24 protein-coding genes and 3 tRNA genes are annotated in these 24,716 nt (G+C 68.4%); 10 read left to right on the top strand and 17 right to left on the bottom strand.

Annotation, left to right across the window (positions count from 1 at the left end; translation table 11 throughout):
* Positions 1-25 precede the first annotated feature (25 nt).
* Positions 26-1,024 (top strand): diacylglycerol/lipid kinase family protein, encoded by a 999-nt coding sequence (locus tag JOF42_RS05740; protein ID WP_210096985.1) that lies wholly within the window; start codon positions 26-28, stop codon positions 1,022-1,024.
* Between the two features lie 54 nt (positions 1,025-1,078).
* Here the strand turns inward: JOF42_RS05740 and JOF42_RS05735 are convergent, their stop codons facing one another.
* From JOF42_RS05735 to JOF42_RS05725, 3 genes are all read right to left on the bottom strand, one after another.
* Entirely contained in the window at positions 1,079-1,804 is a 726-nt protein-coding gene (locus JOF42_RS05735) for a hypothetical protein (RefSeq protein WP_210096984.1), read from the bottom strand.
* A 60-nt stretch (positions 1,805-1,864) separates the two neighbouring features.
* Positions 1,865-3,325 carry a cardiolipin synthase gene (cls, locus tag JOF42_RS05730; RefSeq protein ID WP_210096983.1) on the bottom strand — a complete coding sequence of 487 codons (1,461 nt, stop codon included), beginning with the start codon at positions 3,323-3,325 and terminating at the stop codon, positions 1,865-1,867.
* A 100-nt stretch (positions 3,326-3,425) separates the two neighbouring features.
* Complete coding sequence (locus JOF42_RS05725; protein ID WP_164481682.1) at positions 3,426-3,599, bottom strand: hypothetical protein; 174 nt, start codon at positions 3,597-3,599, stop codon at positions 3,426-3,428.
* A gap of 119 nt (positions 3,600-3,718) precedes the next feature.
* Here JOF42_RS05725 and JOF42_RS05720 point away from each other — a divergent pair, with 119 nt between their 5' ends.
* The gene (locus tag JOF42_RS05720) at positions 3,719-4,837 is read left to right on the top strand and encodes a DUF4192 family protein (RefSeq protein WP_210096982.1); all 1,119 of its coding nucleotides are present in this window, start codon (positions 3,719-3,721) and stop codon (positions 4,835-4,837) included.
* Here JOF42_RS05720 and lysS read toward each other — a convergent pair.
* Positions 4,830-6,356: a lysine--tRNA ligase gene (lysS, locus tag JOF42_RS05715; RefSeq protein ID WP_210096981.1), complete on the bottom strand. Its 1,527-nt coding sequence runs from the start codon at positions 6,354-6,356 to the stop codon at positions 4,830-4,832. The genes JOF42_RS05720 and lysS overlap by 8 nt on opposite strands.
* Positions 6,357-6,437: 81 nt before the next feature.
* On the opposite strand from lysS, the gene JOF42_RS05710 reads away from it, so the two are divergent.
* Positions 6,438-8,330: a DUF2207 domain-containing protein gene (locus JOF42_RS05710; protein ID WP_210096980.1), complete on the top strand. Its 1,893-nt coding sequence runs from the start codon at positions 6,438-6,440 to the stop codon at positions 8,328-8,330.
* Positions 8,331-8,394: 64 nt separating this feature from the next.
* Here the strand turns inward: JOF42_RS05710 and JOF42_RS05705 are convergent, their stop codons facing one another.
* The 10 genes from JOF42_RS05705 to hpt form a co-directional block, all read right to left on the bottom strand.
* Positions 8,395-9,099: a DUF2520 domain-containing protein gene (locus JOF42_RS05705; RefSeq protein ID WP_210096979.1), complete on the bottom strand. Its 705-nt coding sequence runs from the start codon at positions 9,097-9,099 to the stop codon at positions 8,395-8,397.
* Positions 9,092-11,182, bottom strand: a complete 2,091-nt coding sequence (locus JOF42_RS05700; protein ID WP_210096978.1) for a PH domain-containing protein — start codon at positions 11,180-11,182, stop codon at positions 9,092-9,094. The genes JOF42_RS05705 and JOF42_RS05700 overlap by 8 nt, the downstream gene beginning before the upstream one ends.
* The gene (locus tag JOF42_RS05695; RefSeq protein WP_210096977.1) at positions 11,179-11,775 is read right to left on the bottom strand and encodes a PH domain-containing protein; all 597 of its coding nucleotides are present in this window, start codon (positions 11,773-11,775) and stop codon (positions 11,179-11,181) included. The genes JOF42_RS05700 and JOF42_RS05695 overlap by 4 nt, the downstream gene beginning before the upstream one ends.
* On the bottom strand, positions 11,711-12,208 hold the full coding sequence (locus JOF42_RS05690; RefSeq protein WP_210096976.1) for a DUF3180 domain-containing protein: 498 nt from the start codon (positions 12,206-12,208) through the stop codon (positions 11,711-11,713). Before JOF42_RS05690 ends, JOF42_RS05695 begins: the two co-directional genes overlap by 65 nt.
* A complete protein-coding gene (gene folK / locus JOF42_RS05685; RefSeq protein ID WP_210096975.1) occupies positions 12,205-12,744 on the bottom strand; it encodes a 2-amino-4-hydroxy-6-hydroxymethyldihydropteridine diphosphokinase in 540 nt (179 codons plus the stop codon). Before folK ends, JOF42_RS05690 begins: the two co-directional genes overlap by 4 nt.
* The gene (gene folB, locus JOF42_RS05680; protein ID WP_210096974.1) at positions 12,741-13,133 is read right to left on the bottom strand and encodes a dihydroneopterin aldolase; all 393 of its coding nucleotides are present in this window, start codon (positions 13,131-13,133) and stop codon (positions 12,741-12,743) included. Before folB ends, folK begins: the two co-directional genes overlap by 4 nt.
* Before the next feature lie 3 nt (positions 13,134-13,136).
* Positions 13,137-13,937 (bottom strand): dihydropteroate synthase, encoded by an 801-nt coding sequence (folP, locus tag JOF42_RS05675; RefSeq protein WP_210096973.1) that lies wholly within the window; start codon positions 13,935-13,937, stop codon positions 13,137-13,139.
* Positions 13,934-14,542, bottom strand: coding sequence for a GTP cyclohydrolase I (gene folE, locus JOF42_RS05670; RefSeq protein WP_210096972.1), 609 nt, complete (start codon positions 14,540-14,542; stop codon positions 13,934-13,936). The genes folP and folE overlap by 4 nt, the downstream gene beginning before the upstream one ends.
* Before the next feature lie 3 nt (positions 14,543-14,545).
* Positions 14,546-16,546, bottom strand: a complete 2,001-nt coding sequence (gene ftsH / locus JOF42_RS05665; RefSeq protein WP_056515315.1) for an ATP-dependent zinc metalloprotease FtsH — start codon at positions 16,544-16,546, stop codon at positions 14,546-14,548.
* 80 nt (positions 16,547-16,626) lie between these two features.
* Positions 16,627-17,178: a hypoxanthine phosphoribosyltransferase gene (hpt, locus tag JOF42_RS05660; protein ID WP_210096971.1), complete on the bottom strand. Its 552-nt coding sequence runs from the start codon at positions 17,176-17,178 to the stop codon at positions 16,627-16,629.
* 138 nt (positions 17,179-17,316) lie between these two features.
* Between hpt and JOF42_RS05655 the strand changes: the two genes are divergently transcribed.
* On the top strand, positions 17,317-17,910 hold the full coding sequence (locus JOF42_RS05655; protein ID WP_210096970.1) for a DUF937 domain-containing protein: 594 nt from the start codon (positions 17,317-17,319) through the stop codon (positions 17,908-17,910).
* 93 nt (positions 17,911-18,003) lie between these two features.
* On the opposite strand, the gene tilS is transcribed toward JOF42_RS05655, so the two are convergent.
* Positions 18,004-18,990 carry a tRNA lysidine(34) synthetase TilS gene (gene tilS / locus JOF42_RS05650; protein ID WP_307803552.1) on the bottom strand — a complete coding sequence of 329 codons (987 nt, stop codon included), beginning with the start codon at positions 18,988-18,990 and terminating at the stop codon, positions 18,004-18,006.
* Between the two features lie 77 nt (positions 18,991-19,067).
* Between tilS and JOF42_RS05645 the strand changes: the two genes are divergently transcribed.
* Both JOF42_RS05645 and JOF42_RS05640 read left to right on the top strand, forming a co-directional pair.
* A complete protein-coding gene (locus JOF42_RS05645) occupies positions 19,068-19,700 on the top strand; it encodes a TMEM175 family protein (protein ID WP_307803551.1) in 633 nt (210 codons plus the stop codon).
* Between the two features lie 91 nt (positions 19,701-19,791).
* Positions 19,792-20,283: an inorganic diphosphatase gene (locus JOF42_RS05640; RefSeq protein ID WP_210096968.1), complete on the top strand. Its 492-nt coding sequence runs from the start codon at positions 19,792-19,794 to the stop codon at positions 20,281-20,283.
* Positions 20,284-20,355: 72 nt separating this feature from the next.
* Here the strand turns inward: JOF42_RS05640 and JOF42_RS05635 are convergent, their stop codons facing one another.
* Complete coding sequence (locus JOF42_RS05635; RefSeq protein WP_210096967.1) at positions 20,356-21,720, bottom strand: peptidoglycan DD-metalloendopeptidase family protein; 1,365 nt, start codon at positions 21,718-21,720, stop codon at positions 20,356-20,358.
* 211 nt (positions 21,721-21,931) lie between these two features.
* Between JOF42_RS05635 and JOF42_RS05630 the strand changes: the two genes are divergently transcribed.
* The 4 genes from JOF42_RS05630 to JOF42_RS05615 all read left to right on the top strand — a co-directional run bounded on the left by JOF42_RS05630 (position 21,932) and on the right by JOF42_RS05615 (position 23,101).
* Positions 21,932-22,004, top strand: a tRNA-Glu gene (locus tag JOF42_RS05630).
* Between the two features lie 29 nt (positions 22,005-22,033).
* A tRNA-Asp gene (locus JOF42_RS05625) sits at positions 22,034-22,107 on the top strand.
* A 69-nt stretch (positions 22,108-22,176) separates the two neighbouring features.
* Positions 22,177-22,249 (top strand) — tRNA-Phe (locus JOF42_RS05620).
* Positions 22,250-22,477: 228 nt separating this feature from the next.
* On the top strand, positions 22,478-23,101 hold the full coding sequence (locus JOF42_RS05615; RefSeq protein ID WP_210096966.1) for a GntR family transcriptional regulator: 624 nt from the start codon (positions 22,478-22,480) through the stop codon (positions 23,099-23,101).
* Positions 23,102-23,401: 300 nt separating this feature from the next.
* Here the strand turns inward: JOF42_RS05615 and JOF42_RS05610 are convergent, their stop codons facing one another.
* Complete coding sequence (locus tag JOF42_RS05610) at positions 23,402-24,493, bottom strand: VCBS repeat domain-containing M23 family metallopeptidase (protein ID WP_210096965.1); 1,092 nt, start codon at positions 24,491-24,493, stop codon at positions 23,402-23,404.
* Positions 24,494-24,716: the final 223 nt, after the last annotated feature.

Raw genomic sequence — 24,716 nt, 5'->3', positions numbered from 1 at the left:
GCATCCGCCGCACTAGAGTAGCGCCATGACGATGAGCGCCCCCGCCCGGCGACAGGCGGCGCTCGTGTACAACCCCATCAAGGTCGACGAGAAGCATCTGCGCGCCAGGGTCCGCACCCTGTCGAGCGAAGCCGGGTGGGAGCATCCGGCGTTCTATCCGACGACCGTCGCGGATCCCGGCCAGCGGGCGACGGCGCAGGCGCTCGAGCGCGGAGTCGACGTCGTACTGGTCGCCGGAGGTGATGGCACGGTGCGCGCGGTGTCCGAGGCCATCGCGAACACCGGTGTGCCGCTCGCGATCCTCCCCAGCGGCACCGGCAACCTCCTCGCCCGCAATCTCAACCTCCCGCTCAGCGACTCCGACGAGATGATCAGAGCGGCCCTGGGCGGTTTCCGACATGCGATCGACATCGGGTGGGCGCGACTCACCCGCGAGAGCGGCGAGCACGAAGAGCACGCCTACGTGGTCCTGGCCGGTATCGGCCTCGACGCGGACATGATCGCCAACACCCGCTCCGACCTGAAGAAGTCGGTCGGGTGGATCGCATACGTCGACGGCGCCGCACGGTCGCTGGTGTCCGCGGAGCCGTTCCGAGCGGTGTTCCAGATCGACGACGGACGTCTGCACACCACGAAGGTGCACAGCATCCTGTTCGCCAACTGCGGCACGCTGCCGGCCGGTATCGCCCTGATCCCCGATGCCTCCATCGCAGACGGCATCCTCGACGTCGCCGTGATCCAGCCGACGGGCGTGCTGGGATGGCTCGGCGTGTGGCGCAAGATCTGGTGGGACAACTCGGTGCTCCGACGCTCCCGCGCAGGACGTCGCGTGCTCGAGCGCCGGGGCAGGGATGCGTCGGTGCACTACTTCCGGGGACTGGTCGCCGAGGCGGCAGCTCCCCGACCGATCCCGATCGAACTCGACGGCGACGAGTTCGGCCTCGCGGTGCGCGTCACCTGCAGGGCGGACCCGGGCGCGCTGCTGCTCGCGCTGCCCGCCGGACATCCGGTCGCGGCCCTCTGAGAACGCCGCGACACACGATCGCGGCGCCCCTGTCTGATCAGCGCTCGGTCCGGATCAGCGAACCTGGACGGTGCCGTCCAGGCCTCCTCCGACGAGGGTCAGGGTGAAGTCGTCGTCGTCGACCGCGTCGTCGCCGAACGCGATGACCGTCGCCCGAGGCGCCATGTCCATTGTGCAGACCTGCGTGTCATCCGTGACGAAGGTGGCTGTGCCCGTCGCGCCCGAGCCCTCGAGGCTCTCGACGACCGGGGCGCAGCTCGACGAGCCCCACGTGAGAAGCACGAGCGAGCCGTCGTCGAACCAGCCGGCGCTCGGCGTGTACTCGGTCGATGACCCAGGCGTGCCCGTGAACGACGGGTCGCCGTCGAGATCGGCGTCGTCGACGACGTCACCGTAGGTCACCTTCAGCGTGATCTCCTTCGTCGGATCGACTCCCTCAGGAAGCGCTCCGACGCTCGCACGAGGAGCGAGGTCGGCCGTGCAGGCCTTGTCGGCGTCCTCGGAGTCGACGAGGGCCACCGTGACGGTCTGCCCTTCGGCCGACACCTGGTCGACCTGCGGAACGCAGGTCGAGGACCCCCAGGTGACGACGCCGAACATCCGGCCGTCGTCGAGAAGGACCCCCTCGATGTCATCGGCGTCATCCGTGCTCCCCGCCGTGGGCGAGGTCGACGGCGCGTCGGTGGGAGCATCCGCACCGGGAGTCGAGGTGCATCCGGCGATCAGCAGGGCGGCCGCGAGCGCGGAGAGAGCGGCGATGACGCGAGTGGGGGTGGCCATGCACAACAGGGTACCGGCCGGTGCGATCCGCGGGCACCCCCGCGCGCATGCCTGAACGGTCTACTGAAGTGCCGAGGTGAGGCGTGCGAGGTTGTCGAGCACGGTCGACCGCAGCGGCTGCTGCATCCACTCGTCCAGCGTCAGCTCCCGGCTGAGCGAGCGGTACTCGTCTTCGACCTCGCGCATCTCGGCGACGAACTCCTCGCCGCGCACCAGCATCGACACCTCGAGGTTGAGACCGAACGATCGCATGTCCATGTTGCTCGAACCGATCACCGCGACCTGGTCGTCGATCGTCAGGCTCTTCGTGTGCAGGATGTACGGCTTCCGGTACATCCAGATACGGACTCCCGCCTTCAGCAGCACCTCGTAGTAGCTGCGCTGCGCGTGGTAGACCATCGCCTGGTCGCCCTCTTCGGAGACGAACAGCTCGACCTCGACGCCACGATCGACCGCAGCGGTCACCGCGAGCAGCAGCGCCTCGTCGGGGACGAAATAGGGGCTGACGATCATGATCCTGTCCTTGGCCGCATACAGCAGCCCGAGGAACAGACGCAGGTTGTTCTCGACCTCGAACCCCGGCCCGGACGGCACGACCTGGCAGTCGAGATCGCCCGACCCGGCCTCCGCATGCGAGATGTCGATCTCCTGCAGCACCTCGTCGGTCTCGCTGTACCAGTCGCTGAGGAAGATCGCGTTGACGCTCAGGACGACCGGACCGTCGATGCGCACCATGAGGTCGACCCAGTGCAGCCCGCGCTTGATGTTCTTCGGCAGGTTGTACGTCGAATCGGTGACGTTCTGCGAACCGAGGAACGCGACCTTGCCGTCGACGACGAGGAGCTTGCGGTGGTTGCGGAGGTCGGGGCGCTGCATCCGCCCCTTGAGCGGCTGCACCGGCAGCATCAGGTGCCAGTTCGCCCCCATCCGGTTGAGGCGCGCGATCGTGTCACGGTACTTCGGCTTCCACCGGTTCGCCCAGTGGTCCAGCAGCACTCGCACCTGGACGCCGCGTGCGGCGACCTCTTCCATCGCCCGGAAGAAGTTGTCGGTCGACGCGTCGGACTGCAGGATGTAGAACTCGACGTGGACGTAGTCCTCCGTCTTGCGGATCTCGTCGGCCATCGCGTCGAGCGACTCCTGGTACCCCGAGATCAGATGGGCGCCGTTGTCGCCCGAGATCGGAAGGGCACCGAGCCGATGGTTCATCTCGACGAGCGGAGGGAACCAGCTCGGGGCATTCGGTCGCAGGGTGCCGAAGTGCAGGTGCTCGCTCGTCTCGGCGATGTACTCGTTGATCTGGTCCTGCTTGCGGCGGCGGGCGCGCGGCAGTCGCGGGTTACCGATCAGCAGGAACAGGAACACCCCGACGAACGGGATGAAGAACACGGCGAGCAGCCACGCCATCGCCGCGGTGGGTCGCCGGTTGCGTGGGATCACGATGATCGCGGTGATGCGGATCGTCAGGTCGAGGGCGACCAGGAATGCCGTGATCCACCACGCCCAGGTCTCGGGTGTCATCCCTCGTCCTCTCGGCGGGTCGGCACATCGGCGACGAGCGCCTTCGTGGGCACCTGCAGGGGTGCGCTGGCTACACAGTAGCCGATGGTGCGGACGCCGCTCAGGACCGCGGCGGCAGGCCGCGAGCGGCCCGCTCCTCGGCCTCGATGCGCGCGTGCACCTTGCGCTCGGTCCGATCGAAGCGAAGGATCCCGCGCAGCACGAAGAAGAACACGACGCTCACCCCGATGGTCGGGATGATCGACCATGCGGCTGCGAGCCAGAAGTTCTCCATGACTCCATGGTACGCGGTGCGCGACCCACTGCTCCTCCACATTCGCGGGTCCACGGAGGCACCGGGCCAGCCCTGTGGAAACGCGGGTTCGGAAGTTCCCTCGCGATGACACTCGCAGGATGACCACACTGCTCAGAGCCTCCGGCTCCGCTGAGTTCCTCAGCATCGTCCCGTCCCTCGCCGGCTTCACCCCCACCGACAGTCTCGTCCTGCTGCCGTTCCACGGCACTCGTACGTGCGGGGCGATGCGGCTCGACCTCCCCGACGACGAGGTCTCGCTCGACGACTACGTCGACGCCTCGATCGGTCTCGTCTCGCGCGTCGACGGGACGGATGCGGTCGCCGTCGTCGTCTACACCGATGACGAGGTGCACGAGACCCGCGACGGGCTCGTCCTGCCGCTCGTGGTCGAAGTCGACGAGTTGCTGGGCCGTGCCGAAGAGGCCGGCCTGCGCATCGTCGATGCCCTCTGCGTCACGCCGTCCGGCTGGTCGAGCTATCTCGATCGCGACCCCGAGGTGCGGCGTCTCGACGAGGCGCCCCCTGCGGTGCCGGGCATCGGTGATGTCTCGGGCGACCAGCTGTCGGGCGTCGCGCTGCCGACGGTCGACTTCGCGGAGAAGGAACGCGTCGGCCGGGCACTCCGCGAGATCTCCGATCTGCTCGAAGGCGCCAGGAGCGATGCCCTCGCCGGTCGACGGAATCCGCAGGCGATCGCCGCCCTCGTGCTCCTCGAAGACATCCCCGCATTCTTCGAGGCGGTCCTCTCACCATCCGACGATCTGCCGCCGTTCGCGACCGCGGCGCTGCTCTGGTGTCTGGACCGGCCCCTTTTCCGCGACGTCGCCCTGACGCAGTGGGCCACGGACGCCGTCGGCGGCGCTCGGACCCTCGCCGCGCAGCTCGCCTTCGCCGACGCTCGCACGGCTGTGCCCGACGACCTCGGAGACGTGTTCCTCGGCAGGGGGCCGTCGCCCGACCCCGATCGCCTTCGCCGCGCGCTGACGCTCGCGCGCGCGACGGCGGCTCGCGCACCGCTGGCCTCCCGGCCCGGCCCGCTCACCGCCGCGGCGTGGCTGTCGTGGGCGCTCGGCCGAGCGAGCCACGCCGCCCATTACCTCGAGCTCGTGCGCGAGATCGATCCCCGTTACGGTCTCGCCGCCCTGCTCGACACGATGATCAACGCCGCAGTGCTGCCCGAGTGGGCGTTCCGCCGCGGCGCGACCTCGACTACTTGACCAGGGGGAAGAGGATGGTCTCGCGGATTCCGAGCCCGGTGATCGCCATCAGCAGGCGATCGATCCCCATGCCCATGCCACCGGACGGCGGCATGCCGTGCTCGAGAGCCCGCAGGAACTCCTCATCGACCGGCATCGCCTCGACGTCGCCTCGCGCGGCGAGCTTCGCCTGCTCGACGAAACGCTCGCGCTGGATGACGGGATCGACGAGCTCGGAGTATCCGGTCGCGAGTTCGAAGCCGCGGATGTACAGGTCCCACTTCTCGACCACGCCGTCGATCGAACGGTGCTCGCGCACCAGGGGCGACGTGTCGACGGGGAAGTCCATCACGAAGGTCGGGCGCACGAGGTCGCCCTTCACGAAGTGCTCCCACAGCTCCTCGACAAGCTTGCCGTGCGTCGCCTGAGCCGGAAGGTCGACGCCGTTGGCCTCGGCGAACGCGATGAGGTCCTCCACCGAATCGCTCGGGGTGACCGTGCGACCGGATGCGGCCGACAGCGACTCGTACATCGAGATGCGGTCCCACTCACCACCCAGGTCGTACTCGGTGCCGTCGGCCCAGGTCACGGTCGTCGATCCCGACACCGCGATCGCCGCCTTCTGCACCAGCTCCTGTGTGAGGGCGGCCATCTGGTTGTAGTCACCGTAGGCCTGGTACGCCTCGAGCATCGCGAACTCGGGGCTGTGGGTGGAGTCTGCGCCCTCGTTGCGGAAGTTGCGGTTGATCTCGTAGACCCGCTCGATGCCGCCGACGACGGCGCGCTTCAGGTAGAGCTCCGGCGCGATGCGCAGGTACAGCTCGGTGTCGAACGCGTTGGAGTGCGTGACGAACGGACGAGCCGAGGCACCTCCGTGCTGCACCTGCAGCATGGGCGTCTCGACCTCGAGGTAGTCGTGGCTGCCGAACGTCGCGCGCAGGCTGGCATTGACCGCGGCACGGGCGCGGACGGTGGTGCGCGCCTGCTCGCGGACGATCAGGTCGAGGTACCGGCTGCGCACGCGACCCTCTTCGCTGAGCTCGGAGTACGCGTTCGGAAGCGGCAGGATCGCCTTCGAGGCGATCGCCCATCCGTCGGCCATGATCGACAGCTCGCCTCGGCGGCTGGAGATGACCTCGCCATGGACGAACACGTGGTCGCCCAGGTCGACGTATTCCTTCCAGTCGGCGAGCGACTCCTCACCGACGTTCGCGAGCGAGATCATCGCCTGGATGCGCGAACCGTCACCCGCCTGGAGGGTCGCGAAGCACAGCTTGCCGGTGTTGCGACTGAAGACCACACGGCCCGCGACGCCGACCACGACGCCGGTCTCGGCTCCGGCTTCGAGCTCGCCGTACTCGGCGCGCAGGGCAGGGATCTGATGCGTCACCGGAACGCCCACGGGGAACGCTCCCCCACCGGCATCCGTTCGATTCGCGACCAGGCGCTCGCGCTTGGCGAGACGCACGGCCTTCTGCTCGTGGACGTCTTCTTCGGTGGCGGCCGTGGCCGTCTCGGGCGCGGCAGACGCGTCAGTCATTCGGGGCTCCTTGAAAAGTCGTCTCCAGTTTACCGAGGTCGAGTCGCTCGTCCCGCGGTCGAGCCTGGGTAGCCTCGATGCATGGCAGCCATCAGACTCGCCCACGCCCTCGCCACCATCGGACTGGCCACGATCGGCCTCGCCGCAGCGGTCACCCCGACTGCCGCCGCGGGTGCGGCCCCGGCTGCCTCGGCGGCCGCTTCCGCCGCCGGCAACACTGGCACCGGCACCCGCGCCGAAATGCTCGCCGACGCGAGGTCCGCGAGCGCCGACGTGGACGACTTCTCGTATGAGAAGTGGGACGCGCGTTTCGACGTGTCGCTCGATGACGAAGGCCGTGCGCGGATGCACGTCACCGAGACGCTGACGGCGAGGTTCCCGGACTTCGATCAGAACAAGGGCATAGTCCGCGGAATGCCGACCAGCTACGAGAATGCGTGGCTCGAACTGCAGATCCTGTCGGTGACCGACGGAAGCGGCGCCGAGGTGCCGTACGAGACCGACGAAGACGACGGTCTGCTCTACGTCCTCACAGGCGACGACGACTATGTGCAGGGCACTCAGACCTATGTGATCGAGTACGAGATGCGCGATGTCGTCCTCTCGGCCGACACCGGCGTCGACGAGTTCTACTGGGATCTCCTCCCCCTCGACAGCACGCAGCCCGTCGAGGAGTTCAGCGCCGACGTCGTGTTCGACGCGCAGATGACAGACCGGATGACAGGCGCCACGCGCTGCTACGTAGGGTATGCGGGTTCGACCGACGAATGCCCTCTCGCTGAGTCGGCCGACGGATCAGCGTTCCATGTCGAGGCGAACGAGCTGTCCCCGGGGCAGGGTGTCACCGTCGCCGTCGGCTTCGAGGCGGGCACCGCCGCACAGCCGTCAGCTCGTGAACCGGATCCTGTGACCGACACCGTGCCCGCGATCGCCGCGCTCGGCGGACTCGGTCTCTCGGTCGGCGGCTGGTTCGCCGTGTCGTCTTTCAAGAGATCCCGACGAACCGCCGACGGCATCGTCGTCGCCCAGTACGACGTGCCGGATTCCCTGCCACCCCTGCTCGCCGCAGCGATCGTGCCGGGGGCGAAGGCTGCGATCCCCGCCGAGATCGTCCACCTCGCGGTGCGTGGCACGGTGCGCATCGAAGAGGGGACGGAGGCCGAAGAACCGCGGCTACGGCGCCTCCCCGGAGGCCGCATTCCCGATCAGCTCGATGTCGAAGCGCTCGATGCCCTGTTCACGGATGCCGACGCCGACGGCGTCGCCGAACTCCCGACCTCGAGTGAGGAGTTCGCCGCACGTATGACGGCCCTGTCGAAGAGCGGCGCCGAGGCGGCAGAGTCTCGGGGGCTGGTGACGAAGGCGCGAAGCCGCGGCGCGATGATCCTGCAGTGGTGCGCGATCGCCGTCGTCGTCACGGGGTTCGGACTCGGCCTGTGGGGGATCATCGCGGGGAGGGTCACCGCGCTGCCCGCCTTCGTCGCGATCGCGTTCGGGCTGTTCCTCGTGCTGCTCTCGTCGCTCTACAGCTTCTCGAAGCACACGGTGCTCACCACAGAGGGAGCCCGACAGTACGAGTACCTCATGGGGGTCAGGGAATTCATCCGCGTGGCAGAAGCCGATCGACTGCGGATGCTGCAGTCGTACTCGGGTGCGGAGCGCCGTCATGACGGCGGGGCGAACGTGATCGTCGTCTACGAGCGTCTTCTGCCCTACGCGATGCTGTTCGGGATGGAGGACGAGTGGGGTCAGGTGCTCGAGACGGCGTACACCTCCGCCCAGCGCGGGGCGACCTGGATCGGTGACCCCACCGCACCGTTCGTCCGAGGGCAGCTCGTGGCTTTCGCCGCCTCGTCGAACGCTGCCGCGACCTACTCGGCGCCGAGCGCGAGCAGCTCATCGAGCGCCGGCGGATCGTTCGGCGGGGGCTTCTCCGGTGGCGGCGGAGGCGGCGGATTCTCGGGAGGCCGCTGACCGCAGAGGGCACCTGAGGTCAGAGAGACATCTGACCTCAGAGGGGCGGCGCGGACGTCCGGCCTCAGAGCAGGGGCGAGGGGCCGGATGCGTCGCGCAGCGCCCTCTCGACGGTCGACTGCACCAGAGCCGACAGGTATCCACCGGGGTTCTCGACGCCGATCTCACCGAGGCGGGTGGTCGACTGCACGATGATCGACCGCGAGAATTCGGTCGCCGCCTGGATCGCATCGGCATACGCCGCACGATCGGCCTCGGCGATGACGACGGGCTCGCACCCCATCTCGACCGCCAGCGCCTGGGCGATCGGGAGCACGGCGGCGGGCGCCGTGACCGCGGCGTAGCTCGCCTGCAGCTGACGCAGGTCGATCGTCGTGCCCGTGAACGTGATGGCCGGGTGCACGGCGAGAGGGATCGCCCCCCGCTCGGCGGCGGGGCGGAGCACCTCGATCCCGTGCCCGGGGTCGGTGTGCAGCACGAGCTGGCCGAGCTGCCAGCCGCCGACCTCGGCGATACCCGCGATCAGAGCGGGCAGCTCGTCATGAGGAACGGCGACGACGACGAGTTCGCTGCGCCGCACGACTTCGAGCGCGTCCAGGATCGGCACGTCGGGCAGCACGGCCGACGCACGATCGTCGTCCGAACCGCTCGTGATGCCCGTGACTGCATGGCCGGCGCCGGCGAGCGCCGCACCGATGACCGGTCCGACACGACCGGCTCCGATGATGCCGACCCCGAGGCGCCCGTCACGGCGCGACGGATCACTCACGGTTCGGAGCCGGGGGCGCAGGAGGCACAGACGGGGCAGGAGGCGCAGCCGGAGGAGCAGACGGGACAGCCGGCAGCTGTACCGGCGGGACCGGCGGAGCAGGCGGAGCAGCGGGCGGCACCACCGGCGGAGCAGGCGGAGCAGCGGGCGGGACCACCGGCGGCGCGGGCGGCTGCGCGGGTGGCACAGGCGGTACAGACGAAGACACGGGCGGAACAGGAGGCGTGACCGGAGGCGCGGGTGGAGCAGGCGGCGCCCCATACGGTGCGGGCGGCATCGGCGGCTGTATAGGTGACGCCACGGGCGGCGCACCGAGCTCACCGACCCCGACCTCGCTGCCGGCCCCCGGATACCCGCCGGGAACCTGCTCGCCCTCGGCATCCGTCACGTACTCGCCCCAGCGGTGCGTGTGGTCGCGGGCCGCCGCAGCGACGGCGGCCGAGCTCACGCCGTCGAGAAGGAACAGGGCGTCGTCGCGCTCGAGACCCGAGAGGTATCCGGTGATGAGCCCCTGCACCGAATGCACCTGGGCGCCCGACACGCGCTGTGCGCGGTCGATCGGTCCCTGCGAGAGCGAGACGCCCTGCAGCCGCGCGAGCGGGAAGATCGCCAGCTTGCGCCAGACCGTTCCCCGCCGAAGCAGCAGACCGAAGTCGGTGAGCGCATATCCGTGCCGCTTCCACGACAGGGGCCTGCGCCACCAGGCCCGGCGCGCCATCGTCCGGTACGGGTCTCCCTCGACGGGGCCGAGGATTCCGTGCTCCCACACGAGTGGGATGTCGGCGACCGGCGCGTCGGGCAGGATCAGCGCGAGCACACGTTCGACATCGGCGCGCTTGCCGACGGGGAGCACCACGTTGAACTGCTGCGCGGAGCTCGACGACTGCTGCGCCGCGCTCTTGCCGCTCATGCGGTTGATCTTGATCGTCCACCAGCCGAACGGGCGCCACAGCAACGACTGCGTGACCTCGACCGCGAAGATCCGCCCCGGCGGCAGCGTCTCGGTGACGGTGGTGAGCAGGCCGTACGTGATGCGCACGCCGTCCGGCGTCGGTGCGATCGAGTAGCGCAGCGACTTGGAGATCTGCGCCCACGTGATACCCACGACCGCGATGATCATCGGGATTCCGATTCCGAGGGTGATCCCGAGACCGAGGAACCCTTCGATCGGATCCCCATCGACCATCGACCCGATCGCCACGCCGCCGACCGCCACGCCGAAGATGACGCCGAAGAACGCCAGCCACAGCACACTCGAGATCACCTGCGATCCGATGAGGCGCCCTGCGGGGATCTTCACCACGCTCTCGGGCTCGACGTCGGCGAGGTCGACACCGCCGATGAGTCCGTTGACGCCGGCGTTCACGGATCCGACGAGCTGAGCCCGGGTCGACGCGGGAGCGCCCGGTGCGCCGAGTGCGGCTCCGGGCGCGGTGGGCACGTGCACCCCGGATGCCGCGTCCGCCGCCGTCTGCCGCGCGGCGCGAGCACCCGAGGCGAGCCGCAGGATGTCGGCCCGCACGGACTCCGCACGTGGCGTGGCGAGGTACTCGAGCTCGACGTTCGAGTCGGTGCCCGCGCCGACGACCTCGAGCTTCGCGAGCCCGATGATGCGCGCGGGGAAGGGCCGCGTGAGGTTCACACCCTGCACGCGGTCGAGCGGCGCCCGCCGGTGGGAGCGGAACACGATGCCCTTGCGCACCTCGACATGGTCACCCGTGATGCGGAACTGCTGGAAGCGCCACACGAACCAGAAGATCGCGACCAGCACCACCGCCAGTGCCAGCACACCGAGCAGCACGACGAGCACCAGGTTGTTGGCGAGCACCCAGTCGACGGGATCGCCGCCGGTGTAGTCGTCGTAGTGCGCCTCTTCCGGGGTGAAGAGATCCACGAACCACGCGATGAGACGGTCGCGCAGGTTTGCGATCGCGATACCGGCGACGATGATGAGCGCCAGACCGCCCTTGAAGAGCGGTGTGAGCGGATGCATCCGATGCCACTCGCCGTCTGCGAGTGTCGTCCGATCCCCCTCCGCCGGCCCGCCCGCAGTCGGAGGCGCCGGGAGCTGCTGCTCGCTCACAGGCCCGTCCGGCGGGTCTCGGCCACGTGGATGAGGGTGTCTCGCAGCGCCTCGGCTGCGGCCTGCGTGAGGCCGGGGATCTGCACGCCGGTCGTCGCGGCGGCCGTCACCATCTTGAGCTGGGTGACTCCGAAGGCGCGGTCGAGAGGCCCCTGGGTGATGTCGACGAGCTGCATGCGTCCGTACGGCACCGCGATCATGCGCTGCCACAGGATGCCCTTGCGGAAGACGATGTCGTCGGTGCGCAGCATGTAGCCGATGGCCTTCGCCTGACGCGGCAGGATGACCAGGGTGATCAGCGTGATGAGCACGACGACACCGGCGGGGATCCACACCCACGTCTGGTGCAGCACCAGCGCGAGAACCAGCGCGACGGCGAGCACGAACGCCACGAAGATCAGGTTCTGCACGATCTGCGACACGACGTAGCGCGGCGAGATCTGGTGCCAGCTTCCGTCGAGCTCGAGTCTCGCCTCGCTGCGGGCGGTGCGCAGTTGCGCGTACGTCCCCTGGTCGAGGGCCGTGAGGTCAGTGACCTCCGCCGAGTTCAGCGGGGCCGGGATCCCCGGCTCGATCTCTGGGTTCTGAGTCATCAGGATCCTTCGGAAGTATGCAGAACTGTTCGGCGATGAGCGCGGCGACCGCGAGCACGATCGCGCTTCCGATCAGTGCCAGCATCGCCACAGTCGACCCTACCGGGGGATCTATCGGCCTGGTCAGAAGGAACACCAGGAGCCCGGCACCGAACCCCGCCATGAGCGCTCCCACCAGGCTGGACGCGCGGGCGAGGGTGACCGCTCTGGTCGCACGGAAGGGATCGATGCGGATGCCGTTGCGCACGCTCGACCGCACAGGCCACGCCACTCCGAGCGAGGCGGCCGCGATCAGCAGAAGCAGCACGGGCAGCAGGAGCGACGGCGTGAAGGTGGTGCGCCCCATCGCGGTGAGCATGTGGTCGAGCACGAAGCCCGCAGCCCCCGCGAGAATCGCGAGGACCACGAGCAGACCGACGGAGGTGCGCTTCATCGCTCCCCCTGGTCATGCAGGCGGGCGACCAGGTCGGCGACCCTGCCGTGGTCGGGAAGGACTGCCCCGGCATCGAGCGCGAGCCACGGCTCGAGCACGAAGAGTCGCTCGAAGGCCCGCGGATGCGGCAGCTGAAGGCGGTCATCATCGGACCTCTCATCGCCGTACGCGATCAGATCCAGGTCGAGCGTGCGGTCACCCCAGCGCTCGTGACGTTCCCTGCCATGCTCGTCCTCGATCGCGTGCAGCATCCCCAGCAGGATGCCGGGCGCGAGCCGTGTGGTGACCAGCGCCACCGCGTTGACGTATCCGGGGGCCTCGGGGTCTGGGCCGTCGAGGCGAAGAGCGACCGTCTCGACGAGCGGGGACAGACGGACGTCGCTGACCAGAGGCAATCTCGAGATACGCTCGGCGGCCGCGCGGATCGTACGCTCACGGTCGCCGAGGTTCGCCCCGAAGGCGACCACGGCCACCGCGTCTCCCCTGCCGGGGCGGGGACCGGGGATGCTCGGCGGGTTCGCCAGGTTGCGGCTCATCGCGAGATCTCACTGGCCGGGTGCTTCTGCGCGCGGTGCACCGTCACGGCGACGTCGCTGAAGGTGAGGGCGATCGGGGCGTGCGGCTTGTGCACCGTCACGCTCACGGAGTGCACGCGCGAGTCCGACAGAGCGACGTCGGCGATGCGCTCCGCCAGCGTCTCGATGAGGTTGACGGGCTCCCCGGCGACCACGGCGGCCACCTTCTCGGCGAGCTCGCCGTAGTGCACGGTGTCGAGCACGTCGTCGGATGCCGCGGCGGCGCCGAGCGGCATCATCAGGCGCAGATCGATCGTGAACTCCTGCCCGTTCTCGCGCTCGTGGTCGTAGACGCCGTGGCGACCGAACACCGTGAGCCCCGTCAGGACGATCTCATCGAGGAAATCCATGCTCTAACCCTCCCAGGCGTGCGCGATGGCGAGAGCATCGCGTGTGGCACCGACATCGTGCACCCGCACCGCCCAGACGCCCGCTCGCGCCGCCAGCGCGCTCGTCACGGCGGTCGCGAGATCGCGGCGGGCTTCCGAGACCTCGGCGGGGTCGGCTCCGAGCGTCTCGGCGAGGAACCTCTTACGGGAGGTGCCGATGAGGACGCGCGGTCCCAGAGCGACGATCTGGTCGAGTCCTCGAAGGACGCTCCAGTTCTGCCCGCCCTTCTTCGAGAAGCCGATGCCCGGATCGACGATGAGTCGAGACGGGGCGATCCCGGCAGCGGCGGCGGCTCCCATGCGCTCCTGCAGCTCCCCCGCGACTTCTCGGGCGGCACGGCGGTACTCGGCGTGGGCGTACATGTCGTCGGAGAAGTCCCGCCAGTGGCCGATCGCATAGTCGGCGCCGGACTCAGCGACGGCCGCGAGCATCTCCGGGTCGGCGAGGCCGCCGGAGACGTCGTTCACGATCCGCGCGCCGGCCCGCACGGCGGCCGCGGCAGTCGACGCGTTGAGCGTGTCGATGCTCACGGGCACGCCCTCGGCGGCCAGCCGCTCGATCACGGGCAGCACGCGCCTCTGCTCCTCCGCGGTTCCCACCCGCTCGGCACCGGGCCTCGTCGACTCGCCACCGATGTCGAGCACGGTGGCTCCCTCGGCGCGCAGCCGCAGGCCGTGCGCGACAGCATGGTCGACGTCGAGATACCGCCCGCCGTCGCTGAACGAGTCGGGGGTGACGTTGACGATGCCCCAGATGCCGGTCATGCGTGCGACGCTCCAGAACCGGATGATGCGCCGATGAGAGCGATGAGCTCTGCCCGCGCGACGGCATCCGTGTACTCACCGCGCGCGGCGATGGTCAGGGTCGATGCCTCGGGCTGGCGTCCGCCGCGCATCGTGACGCAGCCGTGGCTCGCGTCGAGCACGACCAGCACGCCGCGGGTGTCGAGGTGCTCGGCGATCGTGTCGGCGATCTGCTCGCCGAGTCGCTCCTGCACCTGCGGCCGCGCGGCGAGCGTCTCGACCACGCGCACCAGCGCCCCGAGGCCGACGACCTGCTCACCCGGAAGATACGCGATGTGCGCGCGACCGGCGAACGGCAGCAGGTGGTGCTCGCACACCGAGCGGAAGCGGATGTCACGCAACAGCACCGCGCCGGACGGAAGCGTGTCGGGCGCGGGGCCGCGGGCGACGCTGATCGTGTGCGCGAGGGGTGCCGCGGCATCCTCCCCGACTCCGGCGAAGAACTCCGCGTACAGCTCGCCCATGCGCGAAGGAGTCTGCTTCAGACCGGGGCGATCCGGGTCCTCCCCGATCGCCTCGAGCAGTTCCCGTGTGAGCCGCTCGACACGTGCACGGTCGACAGACACGGGTCAGGCCGTCGCGGGTCGTGCCTGACCGGCGTTCGCGGATCCCTGCTGCGTACGCGCAGCCGCCGAGGGAGCCTCGACCGATGCGGCGAGCGAGACGTCCTTCTTCGGGACCTCGATCGGAGGCCGCTCCGACACCGGGCGGGCCTCGCTGGAGAGCCAGAGCGGACGCTCGGGGAGCTTCTTCACCTCGGTGAAGATCTCCGCGATCTGGTTGTGATCGAGCGTCTCCTCCTCGAGCAGTGCCAGGGCGAGCCTGTCGAGGATGTCGCGGTTGGCGCTGATGACCTCGTAGGCCTCGTTGTGCGCCTGCTCGATGAGCGCTCGCACCTCGGCATCCACCCGCTCCGCGACCTTCTCGGAGTACTCGCGGCCGCGTCCCATGTCGCGTGCGACGAACATGTCGCCGCCCTCGGAGCCGAGCTTGACCGGACCGACCTGGGTGGTCATGCCGTATTCGATGACCATCTTGCGGGCGATCGACGTCGCCTTCTCGATGTCGTTCGACGCGCCGGTGGTCGGGTCGTGGAAGATGATCTCCTCGGCGACGCGTCCTCCCATGGCGTACGTGAGCTGATCCTGCAGCTCGTTGCGCGTGACGGAGTACTTGTCGTCGAGCGGCAGCACCATCGTGTAGCCGAGAGCCTTGCCACGGGGCAGGATCGTGATCTTCGTCACGGGGTCGGTGTAGTTCATCGCCGCTGCGGCGAGAGCGTGCCCGCCCTCGTGGTACGCGGTGATGAGCTTCTCTTTGTCCTTCATGACGCGGGTGCGCCGCTGAGGACCGGCGATCACGCGGTCGATGGCCTCGTCGAGGGCGCGGTTGTCGACCAGCTGCGCGTTCGAGCGAGCGGTCAGCAGGGCGGCCTCGTTCAGCACGTTCGCGAGATCGGCTCCGGTGAAGCCGGGGGTCTTGCGGGCGACGACCTCGAGGTCGACGCTCTTCGACAGCGGCTTGCCCTTGCTGTGCACCTCGAGGATCTTCTGGCGGCCGCGCAGGTCGGGGGCGTCGACGCCGATCTGACGGTCGAAACGACCGGGGCGGAGGAGTGCGGGGTCGAGGATGTCGGGACGGTTCGTCGCCGCGATCACGATGACGTTCGCGTTCGGGTCGAAGCCGTCCATCTCGACGAGCATCTGGTTGAGCGTCTGCTCGCGCTCGTCGTTTCCGCCGCCCATGCCGGCACCACGGTGGCGACCGACGGCATCGATCTCGTCGATGAAGATGATCGCGGGAGAGTTCTCCTTGGCCACGTTGAAGAGGTCGCGCACGCGGGATGCACCGACACCGACGAACATCTCGACGAAGTCAGAACCCGAGATCGAATAGAACGGCGCTCCGGCCTCGCCGGCGACGGCGCGGGCGAGCAGCGTCTTTCCGGTTCCGGGAGGGCCGTACAGCAGCACGCCCTTCGGGATGCGGGCACCGATGGCCTGGAACTTGGCCGGATCCTGCAGGAATTCCTTGATCTCGTGGAGCTCCTCGATCGCCTCGTCCGCACCGGCGACGTCGGCGAAGGTGACCGTCGGGGTCTCCTTGTTGACGAGCTTGGCCTTGGACTTGCCGAACTGCATGACCTTGCCGCCTCCGCCCTGCATCGACGACAGCAGCCACCAGAAAAGCAGGCCGAGGAGCACCAGGGGAAGAAGAAGGGAGAGGATGCCGTCGAACCAGGTCGCACGCGGCACCGCGTCGTTGAAGCCGTCCTTCGGGTCGGCGTCGTTGATCGCCTTGACGACCTCGTCGGCTCGAGCGTCGACGTAGTAGAACTGCACGTTCTCGGAGCCTTCGAACGCCTTCGACAGCGTCATGTCGACCCGCTGGTCGCCGTCGGTGTTGACGACCTCGGTGACCGACTCGCCGGCGAGCAGCTTCAGACCCTCCTGGGTCGTGATCTGCTTCGGCGCGCCGAGGTTCGAGATCAGCAGGAAGCCGCCGAACAGCAGCAGACCGATCAGGGCGACGTAGATCAGCGGATTCCGAGTGAGCTTCTTGACATCCATGGTCGGATCAGCGTATCGCGCGTGCCCTAAGTGGCCGCTGTGCGTTCACCCACGGCGTATCGGTACGCCGAGGAAGGGCGTCAGCTGTAGACGTGCGGCGCGAGCACGGCGACGTCGCGCAGGTTGCGGTAGCGCTCGTCGTAGTCGAGGCCGTAGCCCACGACGAAGTCGGTGGGGATGTCGAAGCCGACGTACTTGCAGTCGATGACCACCTTCGCCGCCTCGGGCTTGCGCAGCAGCGCGAGCACCTCGATCGACTCGGCACCGCGAGACTCGAAGTTCTCGAGCAGCCAGCTGAGGGTGAGTCCGGAGTCGATGATGTCCTCGACGATCAGCACGTGCTTGCCATTGAGGTCGGTGTCGAGGTCTTTGCGGATCTGCACCACGCCGCTCGACTTGGTGCTGGCGCCGTAGCTCGACACCGCCATCCAATCCATCGGCGCGTGGAAGGGCAGCGCACGGGCGAAGTCGGCCATGACCATCACCGCGCCCTTGAGCACGCCCACGAGGATGAGCTCCTTGCCCTCGTAGTCGATGGCGACCTGAGTCGCGAGCTCATCGAGCTTCGCGATGATCTCCTCCTCGGTGACGAGGATCTGAGCAAGGTCGTCCTGGATTTCCGCGGCGCGCATGGATCGATTTTAGGTGACGCGCACCGATGCTCCCGCACAGGATCCGCAGATCGGCAACCAGAATTCCAGGCGCACCGCCCGCATCCGCACTACTCTGAGCCGTGACACGGGCGGATGCCCCAGACGGAAGGAATCTCCATGGCTCTTGACGACATCCTGAAGCAGGTGCCGATCGACGACATCGCCGCGAAGCTCGGAGTCTCCCCCGACGTCGCCAAGTCCGCGGTCGAGCAGGGCGGCGCGGTGCTGCTCGGCGGGCTGGCGAAGAACGCATCCACCGCCGAGGGCTCCTCCGCGATCGAGAACGCGCTCAAGCGTCACGAGGGCACGACCGGCGCAGCGAAGGTCGACGACATCGACCAGGCCGACGGCGGCAAGATCGTCTCGCACATCCTCGGCGCCGACGAGAAGAAGGTGACTCAGAAGCTCACCGAGTCGAAGGAGACCGCAGGCATCGACTTCGGCAAGCTCCTCCCGATCCTCGCTCCGATCGTGATGGGCCTGATCGCCAACGCGAACAAGGGCACGTCCACGAAGTCCGGGACGGCAGAGGCGCAGTCGGGCGGCGGCGGCATCGGCGATGTGATCGGCGGACTGCTCGGCGGCGGCAGCTCTTCGGGCGGCGGCGGCATCGGCGACCTGCTCGGCGGGCTCCTCGGCGGCGGCAAGTCCTCGGGCGGCGGCGGAATCGGCGACCTGCTCGGCGGGCTGCTCGGCGGCGGCAAGAAGTAGCCGACAGCTCGGCGGACCTCGAGAAGACCTCCGTCGCCTCATCCCTCGGATGCGGCCACGGAGGTCTTCTCCGTTCTCCGGCGAGGCCGCGATTCAGCGCGCGGTGAAGACGATGCGCCCGCCCTGTCGAGCGGCGGAGCACTCCGGAAGGTCGATGGGTCCCTGACCCGACCAGTCCGTCACGAGACGGGCCACCTCAAGGGTCTGCAATCGCGTCAGGCTCACGCCGAACTCGCTGTCGACGACGAGGCGGATGATGCGGTTGCGCAGTGCGGCGGGATTGGCGGCGAGCGCTGCGACGCTGACGGATATCCCCGCCTCGGCGTGCTCGACGATGTCCTCGATGGTCTCGTGGATCATCTCGTCGAACGCCTCGGCATCCTCGCGCAGCTGTTCCGCCGTGCGCACGAGCGCCTCGGCGATGCCCGGTCCGAGTTCGGATTCGAGAACCGGCAGCACACGGTCACGGACGCGCACCCGAGCGAAGCGCTCCTCGGAGTTGTGGGGGTCGTCCCAGAACTCGAGATCGGATGCCGCGCAGAATGCCCGGGTCGTCGCGCGCCGGACTCCGAGCAGCGGACGCACCCAACGGACGCCGTCGTCGTCCTCGCGCACCGGGGCCATCCCCTGCAGGCTCGCGGCACCGGAGCCGCGGGCGAGGCCGAGCAGCACCGTCTCGGCCTGGTCGTCGAGTGTGTGGCCGAGCAGCACGGCGGTCGCCCCGGCGTCCGCCGCCGCGCCTTTCAGCACCCGGTAGCGGGCGTCTCGCGCCGCGGCCTCCGGCCCTCCTTCGCCACCGACCTCGACGCGGACGATGCCGGCCTCCAGCCCGAGAGCCGTCGCGGTGCTCGCCGCACGCGTGGCGACGGCATCCGAGTCGGCCTGCAGACCGTGGTCGACCGTGACGCTCCGCACACGCACCCCGAGCTTGGCTCCTTCGAACGCGGTCGCCGCGGCGAGCGCGAGAGAATCCGCGCCCCCGGAGAGAGCGACGACGACGGTCGACCCCTCGGGCAGATCGGCGAGCGCGGTGCGCACGGCGAGTCGGATCTCGGCGATGACGGGTGAGAGCGAGGGCACAGCTCCACGGTAGATCACCACGAGGGATCGCCGCGTGATGGTCGCGCTGAGCACTCGTGTGGTTCTAACCTGACGCCGTGACTGATCACACATTGCGGTTCCGGACCGAGCGGTTCAAGGCGTTCGTCGACGCGGTGGTGGCGATCGCGATGACGCTGCTGATCCTGCCGCTCATGGAGTCGGTGTCGGATGCCGCGTCGAACAGGCTGAGCACCGCGGAGTTCTTCGACGAGCACTCCGGCCAACTGCTGAGCTTCGGGCTCAGCTTCGTCCTCATCGCGACGTTCTGGATGGGGCATCACCGCCAGTATCGCGACGTGGAATGGATCACGAGTCCCCTGCTGTGGATCAACATCGCGTGGATGGCGACCATCGTCTGGCTGCCCGTGCCGACCGCGATGATCGGTCAGATGGACACCGACCTGCTGCAGCCGGTGGTCTACATCGGCACCCTGATCCTCACCCAGGTCACGACTCTCGCCGGCTGGGTGTTCCTGCTGCGCCACCCTGATCTCACCACCACTCCCGTCGAGACGCTGCGGGCGGGAGTCATCGGCGATCTTGCCGCCATCATCCTGTTCCTCGTCGCCCTCGCGATCGCGGTCTTCGTCCAGCCCTACGGGTATGCAGGACTGCTCGTCCTGCTCCTGAGCGGCGTGGTGACGCAGCTGCTGGACCGCGTCGCGCGGCGCCGCACCACAGCGAACTGACCGTCTCGCTGCGGAAGAGGTCCGAGGCGCTCGGCCACCCCCGGCTAGGCTAGTGCGCGGCATCCAACCGTCATTTCTGAGGAGCACACGCATGGGCGCACACGACGCCGTCATCGAGATCCCGCGCGGCAGCCGCGTGAAGTACGAGGTCGACCACGAGACCGGACGAGTGCACCTCGACCGCGTGCTCTACACGACCTTCGGGTACCCCGCCGACTACGGCTACTTCGACAACACGCTGGGCGAGGACGGCGATCCGCTCGACGTGCTCGTGCTCCTCGACCACGCCATCTACCCGGGCGTCGTCGTCGAGGTCCGCCCCGTCGCCGTGCTCAAGATGAGCGACGAGGCCGGCGGAGACGACAAGCTCGTCGCCGTGCTGTCGAAGGACCCGCGCTGGGCCCACATCCAGGACATCGACGACATCGCCGAGTACACGAAGAAGGAGATCTCGCACTTCTTCGAGCACTACAAGGACCTCGAGCCCAACAAGTGGGTCAAGGTCGACGAGTGGGGCGATGCCGCAGAGGCGCAGCGCCTCCTCGACGAGGCGATCGTCCGTTTCGGCGAGCAGGGTCACTGACCCTCTGACGACGAAGAAGACCCCCGGTTCCGCTCAGCGGCCGGGGGTCTTTCTCGTTCCGACGGCGAGATCTCAGACCGAGATGCCGCGGTTGGCCAGGAAGGTGATCGGGTTCGTGTATGCCCCGTTGATGTAGACCTCGAAGTGGAGGTGGCAGCCGACGGATGCTCCGGTGTTGCCCGCGTACGCGATGACCTGACCGGCGCTCACCCGCGAGCCGTTGCGCACCGCGAATCCGCCGTTCCTGATGTGCGCGTAGCCGGATGCGACTCCGCCACCGTGCTGGATGCGGATGTAGTTGCCGTAGTTGCCGTTGGGGCCCGCGTAGTCGACCGTGCCCGCGTGGGCCGCGTAGATCGCCGCGCCGCAGCCGTTGGCCAGATCGACGCCGTAGTGGAAGGCGGAGCAGGCCGGGCAGGGCCGCGGACGCGATCCGAAGCCCGCGCTCCGGTGTCCACCGTGCGGGCGGACCCAGCCGCCGGTACCGGCCGACCCTCCGGTTCCACCGCCGCCACCACCGCCGCCGTTCCCTGCCGCGGCGGCTGCGGCCTCGGCCGCCTCCCGACGCTTGCGTTCCTCTTCGGCCTTGCGCACGCCTTCTTTGTAGCTGGCGACGGTGGTCGCCGTCGTGCTCTTCAGCGCGGCGAGCTGCGCCTGCATCGTGGCGAGGTTGGCCGACTGCTCGTCGAGGGCGACCTGGGCGGCGTCGGCCGCGGCCTGAGCCTCGATCATCTTCTGCTCGGCGAGCTGCTGCAGGCGGTCGCGCTCGGTACGGGCGACGACGGCCTGATCGCTGAGCGACTGCGCGGAGTTGCGCGCGGCGACCGCGTTGTCGTGCACCGTCTGGTTGTACTGGTAGACCTTGTCCATCGTGCCGAGGCGCGAGAGCAGCTCGTCGGCGTTGTCGGCGGACCCGGCGAAGAAGAGCTCGAGGGCGGTGTCGTCGCCGCCGTTGCGATAGATCTGCGCTGCGAGCTGCGCGGCCTTCGTGGTGGCGTCGTCTGCGACGACGGCCTGCGCGTCGGCCTGGCTCTGCAGCTCCTCTGCCACGGCGATCGCGTCGAAGTACGCCAGCTGCGCGGCGTTGTACTCCTCGCCCGCGAGCTGGGCCTTGGCCTGCGCATCGGCCACCCGCTGCTTGAGCGACTGGATGAGCCCCTCGATGCGAGTGACCTCGGATGCCTTCGCCGACTCGTTCTTCATGGCGTTCTGCACGTCGTCCCAGCTGGGGTACGACGCCGCATACGCGGCGGTCACGCCGGAGGAGACGCCGAAGGCGCTGAGCGCGACGACGCTGAGGGCGCCGAGAGTGATGGCGCTGCGACGGCTGACCGAGCCGTTCTTCCAGAAGGCGCGGCTCTCCGCGGCCGTGGGCGCGCAGCCGCAATCGTCGGATGCCGCCGCAGCAGCATCCGTCGTGGAGTGCTTGTCGTTCACACGGCCCCTTCCGCCGGTTTCACAAATGCCACAGTAACAACATCCTTCACATCCGCACCAGGCAGCGGACAGTGTTCACGGGCACAGTGATACGGGTCCATCGTCCTCCCGAACACGCCCGGGAGACAGCAGGCTCGCCCTCGATTCGCGTTTTGCCCGAATCTTCCCTTATGCTTGAGCGTCGGCAAGGAAGTCCCCCGGGACAGACTTCGGCCCCATCGTTTAGCGGCCTAGGACGCCGCCCTTTCACGGCGGTAGCACGGGTTCGAATCCCGTTGGGGTCACTCCTTCCGGTACAATTGAAAACAAGTATGGCCCTGTAGCGCAGTTGGTTAGCGTGCCGCCCTGTCACGGCGGAGGTCGCGGGTTCAAGTCCCGTCAGGGTCGCTCTAAGCGACGGGCCCTTTTCTTCGAGAAGGGCCTTTCGCCTAGGTGCGACAGGTTCGCCGGTCGCACGGCTCTGTAGCTCAGTTGGTAGAGCGCACGACTGAAAATCGTGAGGTCACGGGATCGACGCCCGTCGGAGCCACAGGGTGATCATTACAATCACCTTAGAAACCCTCGCCTAGCTTCTACATGGCGGGGGTTTTGCCTTGCCCGGGCGAAGACTGCTTCTGAGCCACTCCCCGCGCTGTCCCGCCCCGGTCGTGTGACGCCCTCCGCAGAGTCACCCGGTGACGGCGACCGCGACGACGCATGACGCCGTCTCATTCCGCATCCTCAGCGTTTTCTTTGTTAAGCACCCTAAAATATCGATATGGGACCTGAACTGCCCGTTGCGCCTGGGGCGCAGCGGAACCTGGGGCCGGACGAGCTCTTCCGTCGCCTCGCGACGTCGATCGCGGACGGCACGTACGCCCCCGGCGCGAAGCTGAGCGACAAGGCGATCGCCGACGATCTCGGCGTCACGCGCACTCCGGTCCGCGAAGCCGTGCAGCGCCTCGCGCGCGCAGGCCTCATGGAGGTCCACGCGAATCGCTACTCGATGGTCACCGACATCACCGATGAGCGTTCGCGCATCACACGTGAGTTCGCGGCGTCACAGGGGGGCGAGATCATCCGAGAGGCCGCCCTCGCACTGTCCGACAGCGACCTCGTCATCGCCTGCGACCTGATCCAGGAGGCGATCGAGTCTGTCGAGTCGGGCGAAGGATGGATCGAGGCCCACGTCGAACTCTTCGAGTTCCTCACCGACCGCGCTCTCAACGATCTGTACCGGCTGATGCTGAGCGACTTCTGGTACCTCGTCTTCCGCGACCTCTACCTCGGCGCACCCCGTGTGGACACGAGGGAGTCGCTCGAAGAGCTCGAATCGGCGATGCGCGCCCGCAGCGCGAACGCCGGCGTGAAGGCCGTCCAGCGGATGCTCCGCTTCAAGTAGCGGAATCGAAGACGTGGTTCCGGCCCTCCCGCGCCCGAACGGGGAGGACCGGAGCAGCCGATGAGAAGGTCCGCAAGCGCACCCACCCCCATGTGGGCGCTCAAGACCGAGAGAACTCGAGGGCACCGTCTGGTTCGACCGACGGAGAGCGGCGTGACGCGGCTCGTCTGTACTGCCAGCGTAAGGTGGCAGCCCGATTGACGCTCATCGGCGCTCGACCGTTGACGCGGGCGCGCTCCGACTGCTATCGCGCCGGGCGCCGTGCAGATCCCGAGCGATGACGACGAGATCGTCGGCGTGTCAGTGGATGAGGCGATGCCCGTTCCAGCCCGTGCCGGCCTTCACCCTCGCACCGAACCCTGATCCGCGCCACGGGTAGAGCCACAGGACGCCCGCGGCGTCGCGCGCGATGAGGTCGGGGTAGCCGTCGCCGTTGTAGTCAGCGCCGCCGGTGAGAGCGGTCAGGCTGCTCCAGCCCTTCCCGATCTGCACCCGCGCGGTCACTCCTGAGCCGTTCCCCGAAGCCAGCAGCAGCCTGCCGCCCGCGTCGCGCCCGATGACATCCGCGATCCCATCCAGGCCGAAGTCGCCGACGATGATCACGTCGACCTCACCCCAGCCGTAATCGATCTGCACCGGTGAGGCGAAGCTCCCGTCGCCGTTGCCCGAATGCAGATAGAGGTATCCGTCCGCCGCGATGCTGACGAGGTCCATCCGTCCGTCGCCGTTGAAGTCAGCGCCGCCGGCGACGATCCTGGCACTGTTCCAGCCGGCGCCGACGAGCGTGGCTGTGAACGAGTTCTTCCCCGCACCGCGATAGAACCAGAGGTTCCCGTCGGTGCGCACGGCCACGAAATCGCCCTTGCCGTCGCCGTTGAAGTCTCCGTGCACGATCGCCCTCGTCGTCCCCCAGCCCGCGCCGAGGGTGACGGTCGCCCATCCGCCCTTGCCGTTGCCGTTGTAGACCGACATCCGCCCCGCTGACGAGAGGGCGATGAGGTCGGCCTTGGCGTCGCCGCTGATATCGGCGTTGACGGAGGTGGACGGTCGCGGCATGAGTGGTGCCAGAGCCGTGACGTTGCGCTGACCGCACGAGAAGTACGTGTTGGTGAGGTTGACGCCGTTGCGGAGCAACTCGAAGTGCAGGTGCGCGCCCGTGCTGTTGCCGGTGCTCCCGACCTTCCCGAGCAGCGCCCCCTGCGCCACGGTCGCACCCACCTTCAGCTTCACCGTCCCGTAGACGAGGTGCGCGTACCGCGTCGTGTACCCGTTGGCGTGCGTGATCACGACCTGGCTCCCGTAGCCCGTGGTCGCGTTGGAGTTGACGGCAGTGGTGACCTTGCCTGCGGCGGTCGAGTACACGTTGGCGTTGGCGTTCTGATTGATGTCCACGCCGGTGTGGGTGGGGCGAGCCCCTGCCGGACAGCCCCGGACGATGTCCGCGACCCGCCCACTCACGGGGGTGACGAACTGAGAGGCTGCCTGCGCCGCAGGTGCGGGGATGAGAGACCCCACCACGATGGCGATCGCCGCGATTGCCCCCACGAGCAGCCGGGACGAGCGAGGCGCAGAGGTCCCTGAGCGGCGATTCGATTGATTCATGAGTACAAACGTA

The organism is Microbacterium phyllosphaerae (genome assembly GCF_017876435.1).
In the GTDB taxonomy this organism is placed as follows: domain Bacteria; phylum Actinomycetota; class Actinomycetes; order Actinomycetales; family Microbacteriaceae; genus Microbacterium; species Microbacterium phyllosphaerae.
The sequence above is the reverse complement of the archived record's forward strand: the minus strand, read 5'-3'. Positions and strand labels throughout refer to the sequence as shown.

Excerpts from the sequence above, each read along its gene's own strand:
- hpt (WP_210096971.1), bottom strand. The coding sequence starts at position 17,178 with ATGCGCGCCGCGGAAATCCAGGACGACCTTGCTCAGATCCTCGTCACC.
- JOF42_RS05640 (WP_210096968.1), top strand. The coding sequence starts at position 19,792 with ATGGGCGCACACGACGCCGTCATCGAGATCCCGCGCGGCAGCCGCGTG.
- lysS (WP_210096981.1), bottom strand. The coding sequence starts at position 6,356 with ATGACTGACGCGTCTGCCGCGCCCGAGACGGCCACGGCCGCCACCGAA.
- JOF42_RS05720 (WP_210096982.1), top strand. The coding sequence starts at position 3,719 with ATGACCACACTGCTCAGAGCCTCCGGCTCCGCTGAGTTCCTCAGCATC.
- folK (WP_210096975.1), bottom strand. The coding sequence starts at position 12,744 with ATGAGCCGCAACCTGGCGAACCCGCCGAGCATCCCCGGTCCCCGCCCC.
- ftsH (WP_056515315.1), bottom strand. The coding sequence starts at position 16,546 with ATGGATGTCAAGAAGCTCACTCGGAATCCGCTGATCTACGTCGCCCTG.
- folB (WP_210096974.1), bottom strand. The coding sequence starts at position 13,133 with ATGGATTTCCTCGATGAGATCGTCCTGACGGGGCTCACGGTGTTCGGT.
- JOF42_RS05725 (WP_164481682.1), bottom strand. The coding sequence starts at position 3,599 with ATGGAGAACTTCTGGCTCGCAGCCGCATGGTCGATCATCCCGACCATC.
- JOF42_RS05735 (WP_210096984.1), bottom strand. The coding sequence starts at position 1,804 with ATGGCCACCCCCACTCGCGTCATCGCCGCTCTCTCCGCGCTCGCGGCC.
- cls (WP_210096983.1), bottom strand. The coding sequence starts at position 3,325 with ATGACACCCGAGACCTGGGCGTGGTGGATCACGGCATTCCTGGTCGCC.
- JOF42_RS05615 (WP_210096966.1), top strand. The coding sequence starts at position 22,478 with ATGGGACCTGAACTGCCCGTTGCGCCTGGGGCGCAGCGGAACCTGGGG.
- folP (WP_210096973.1), bottom strand. The coding sequence starts at position 13,937 with ATGACCGGCATCTGGGGCATCGTCAACGTCACCCCCGACTCGTTCAGC.
- JOF42_RS05655 (WP_210096970.1), top strand. The coding sequence starts at position 17,317 with ATGGCTCTTGACGACATCCTGAAGCAGGTGCCGATCGACGACATCGCC.
- JOF42_RS05695 (WP_210096977.1), bottom strand. The coding sequence starts at position 11,775 with ATGACTCAGAACCCAGAGATCGAGCCGGGGATCCCGGCCCCGCTGAAC.
- JOF42_RS05690 (WP_210096976.1), bottom strand. The coding sequence starts at position 12,208 with ATGAAGCGCACCTCCGTCGGTCTGCTCGTGGTCCTCGCGATTCTCGCG.
- JOF42_RS05740 (WP_210096985.1), top strand. The coding sequence starts at position 26 with ATGACGATGAGCGCCCCCGCCCGGCGACAGGCGGCGCTCGTGTACAAC.
- JOF42_RS05710 (WP_210096980.1), top strand. The coding sequence starts at position 6,438 with ATGGCAGCCATCAGACTCGCCCACGCCCTCGCCACCATCGGACTGGCC.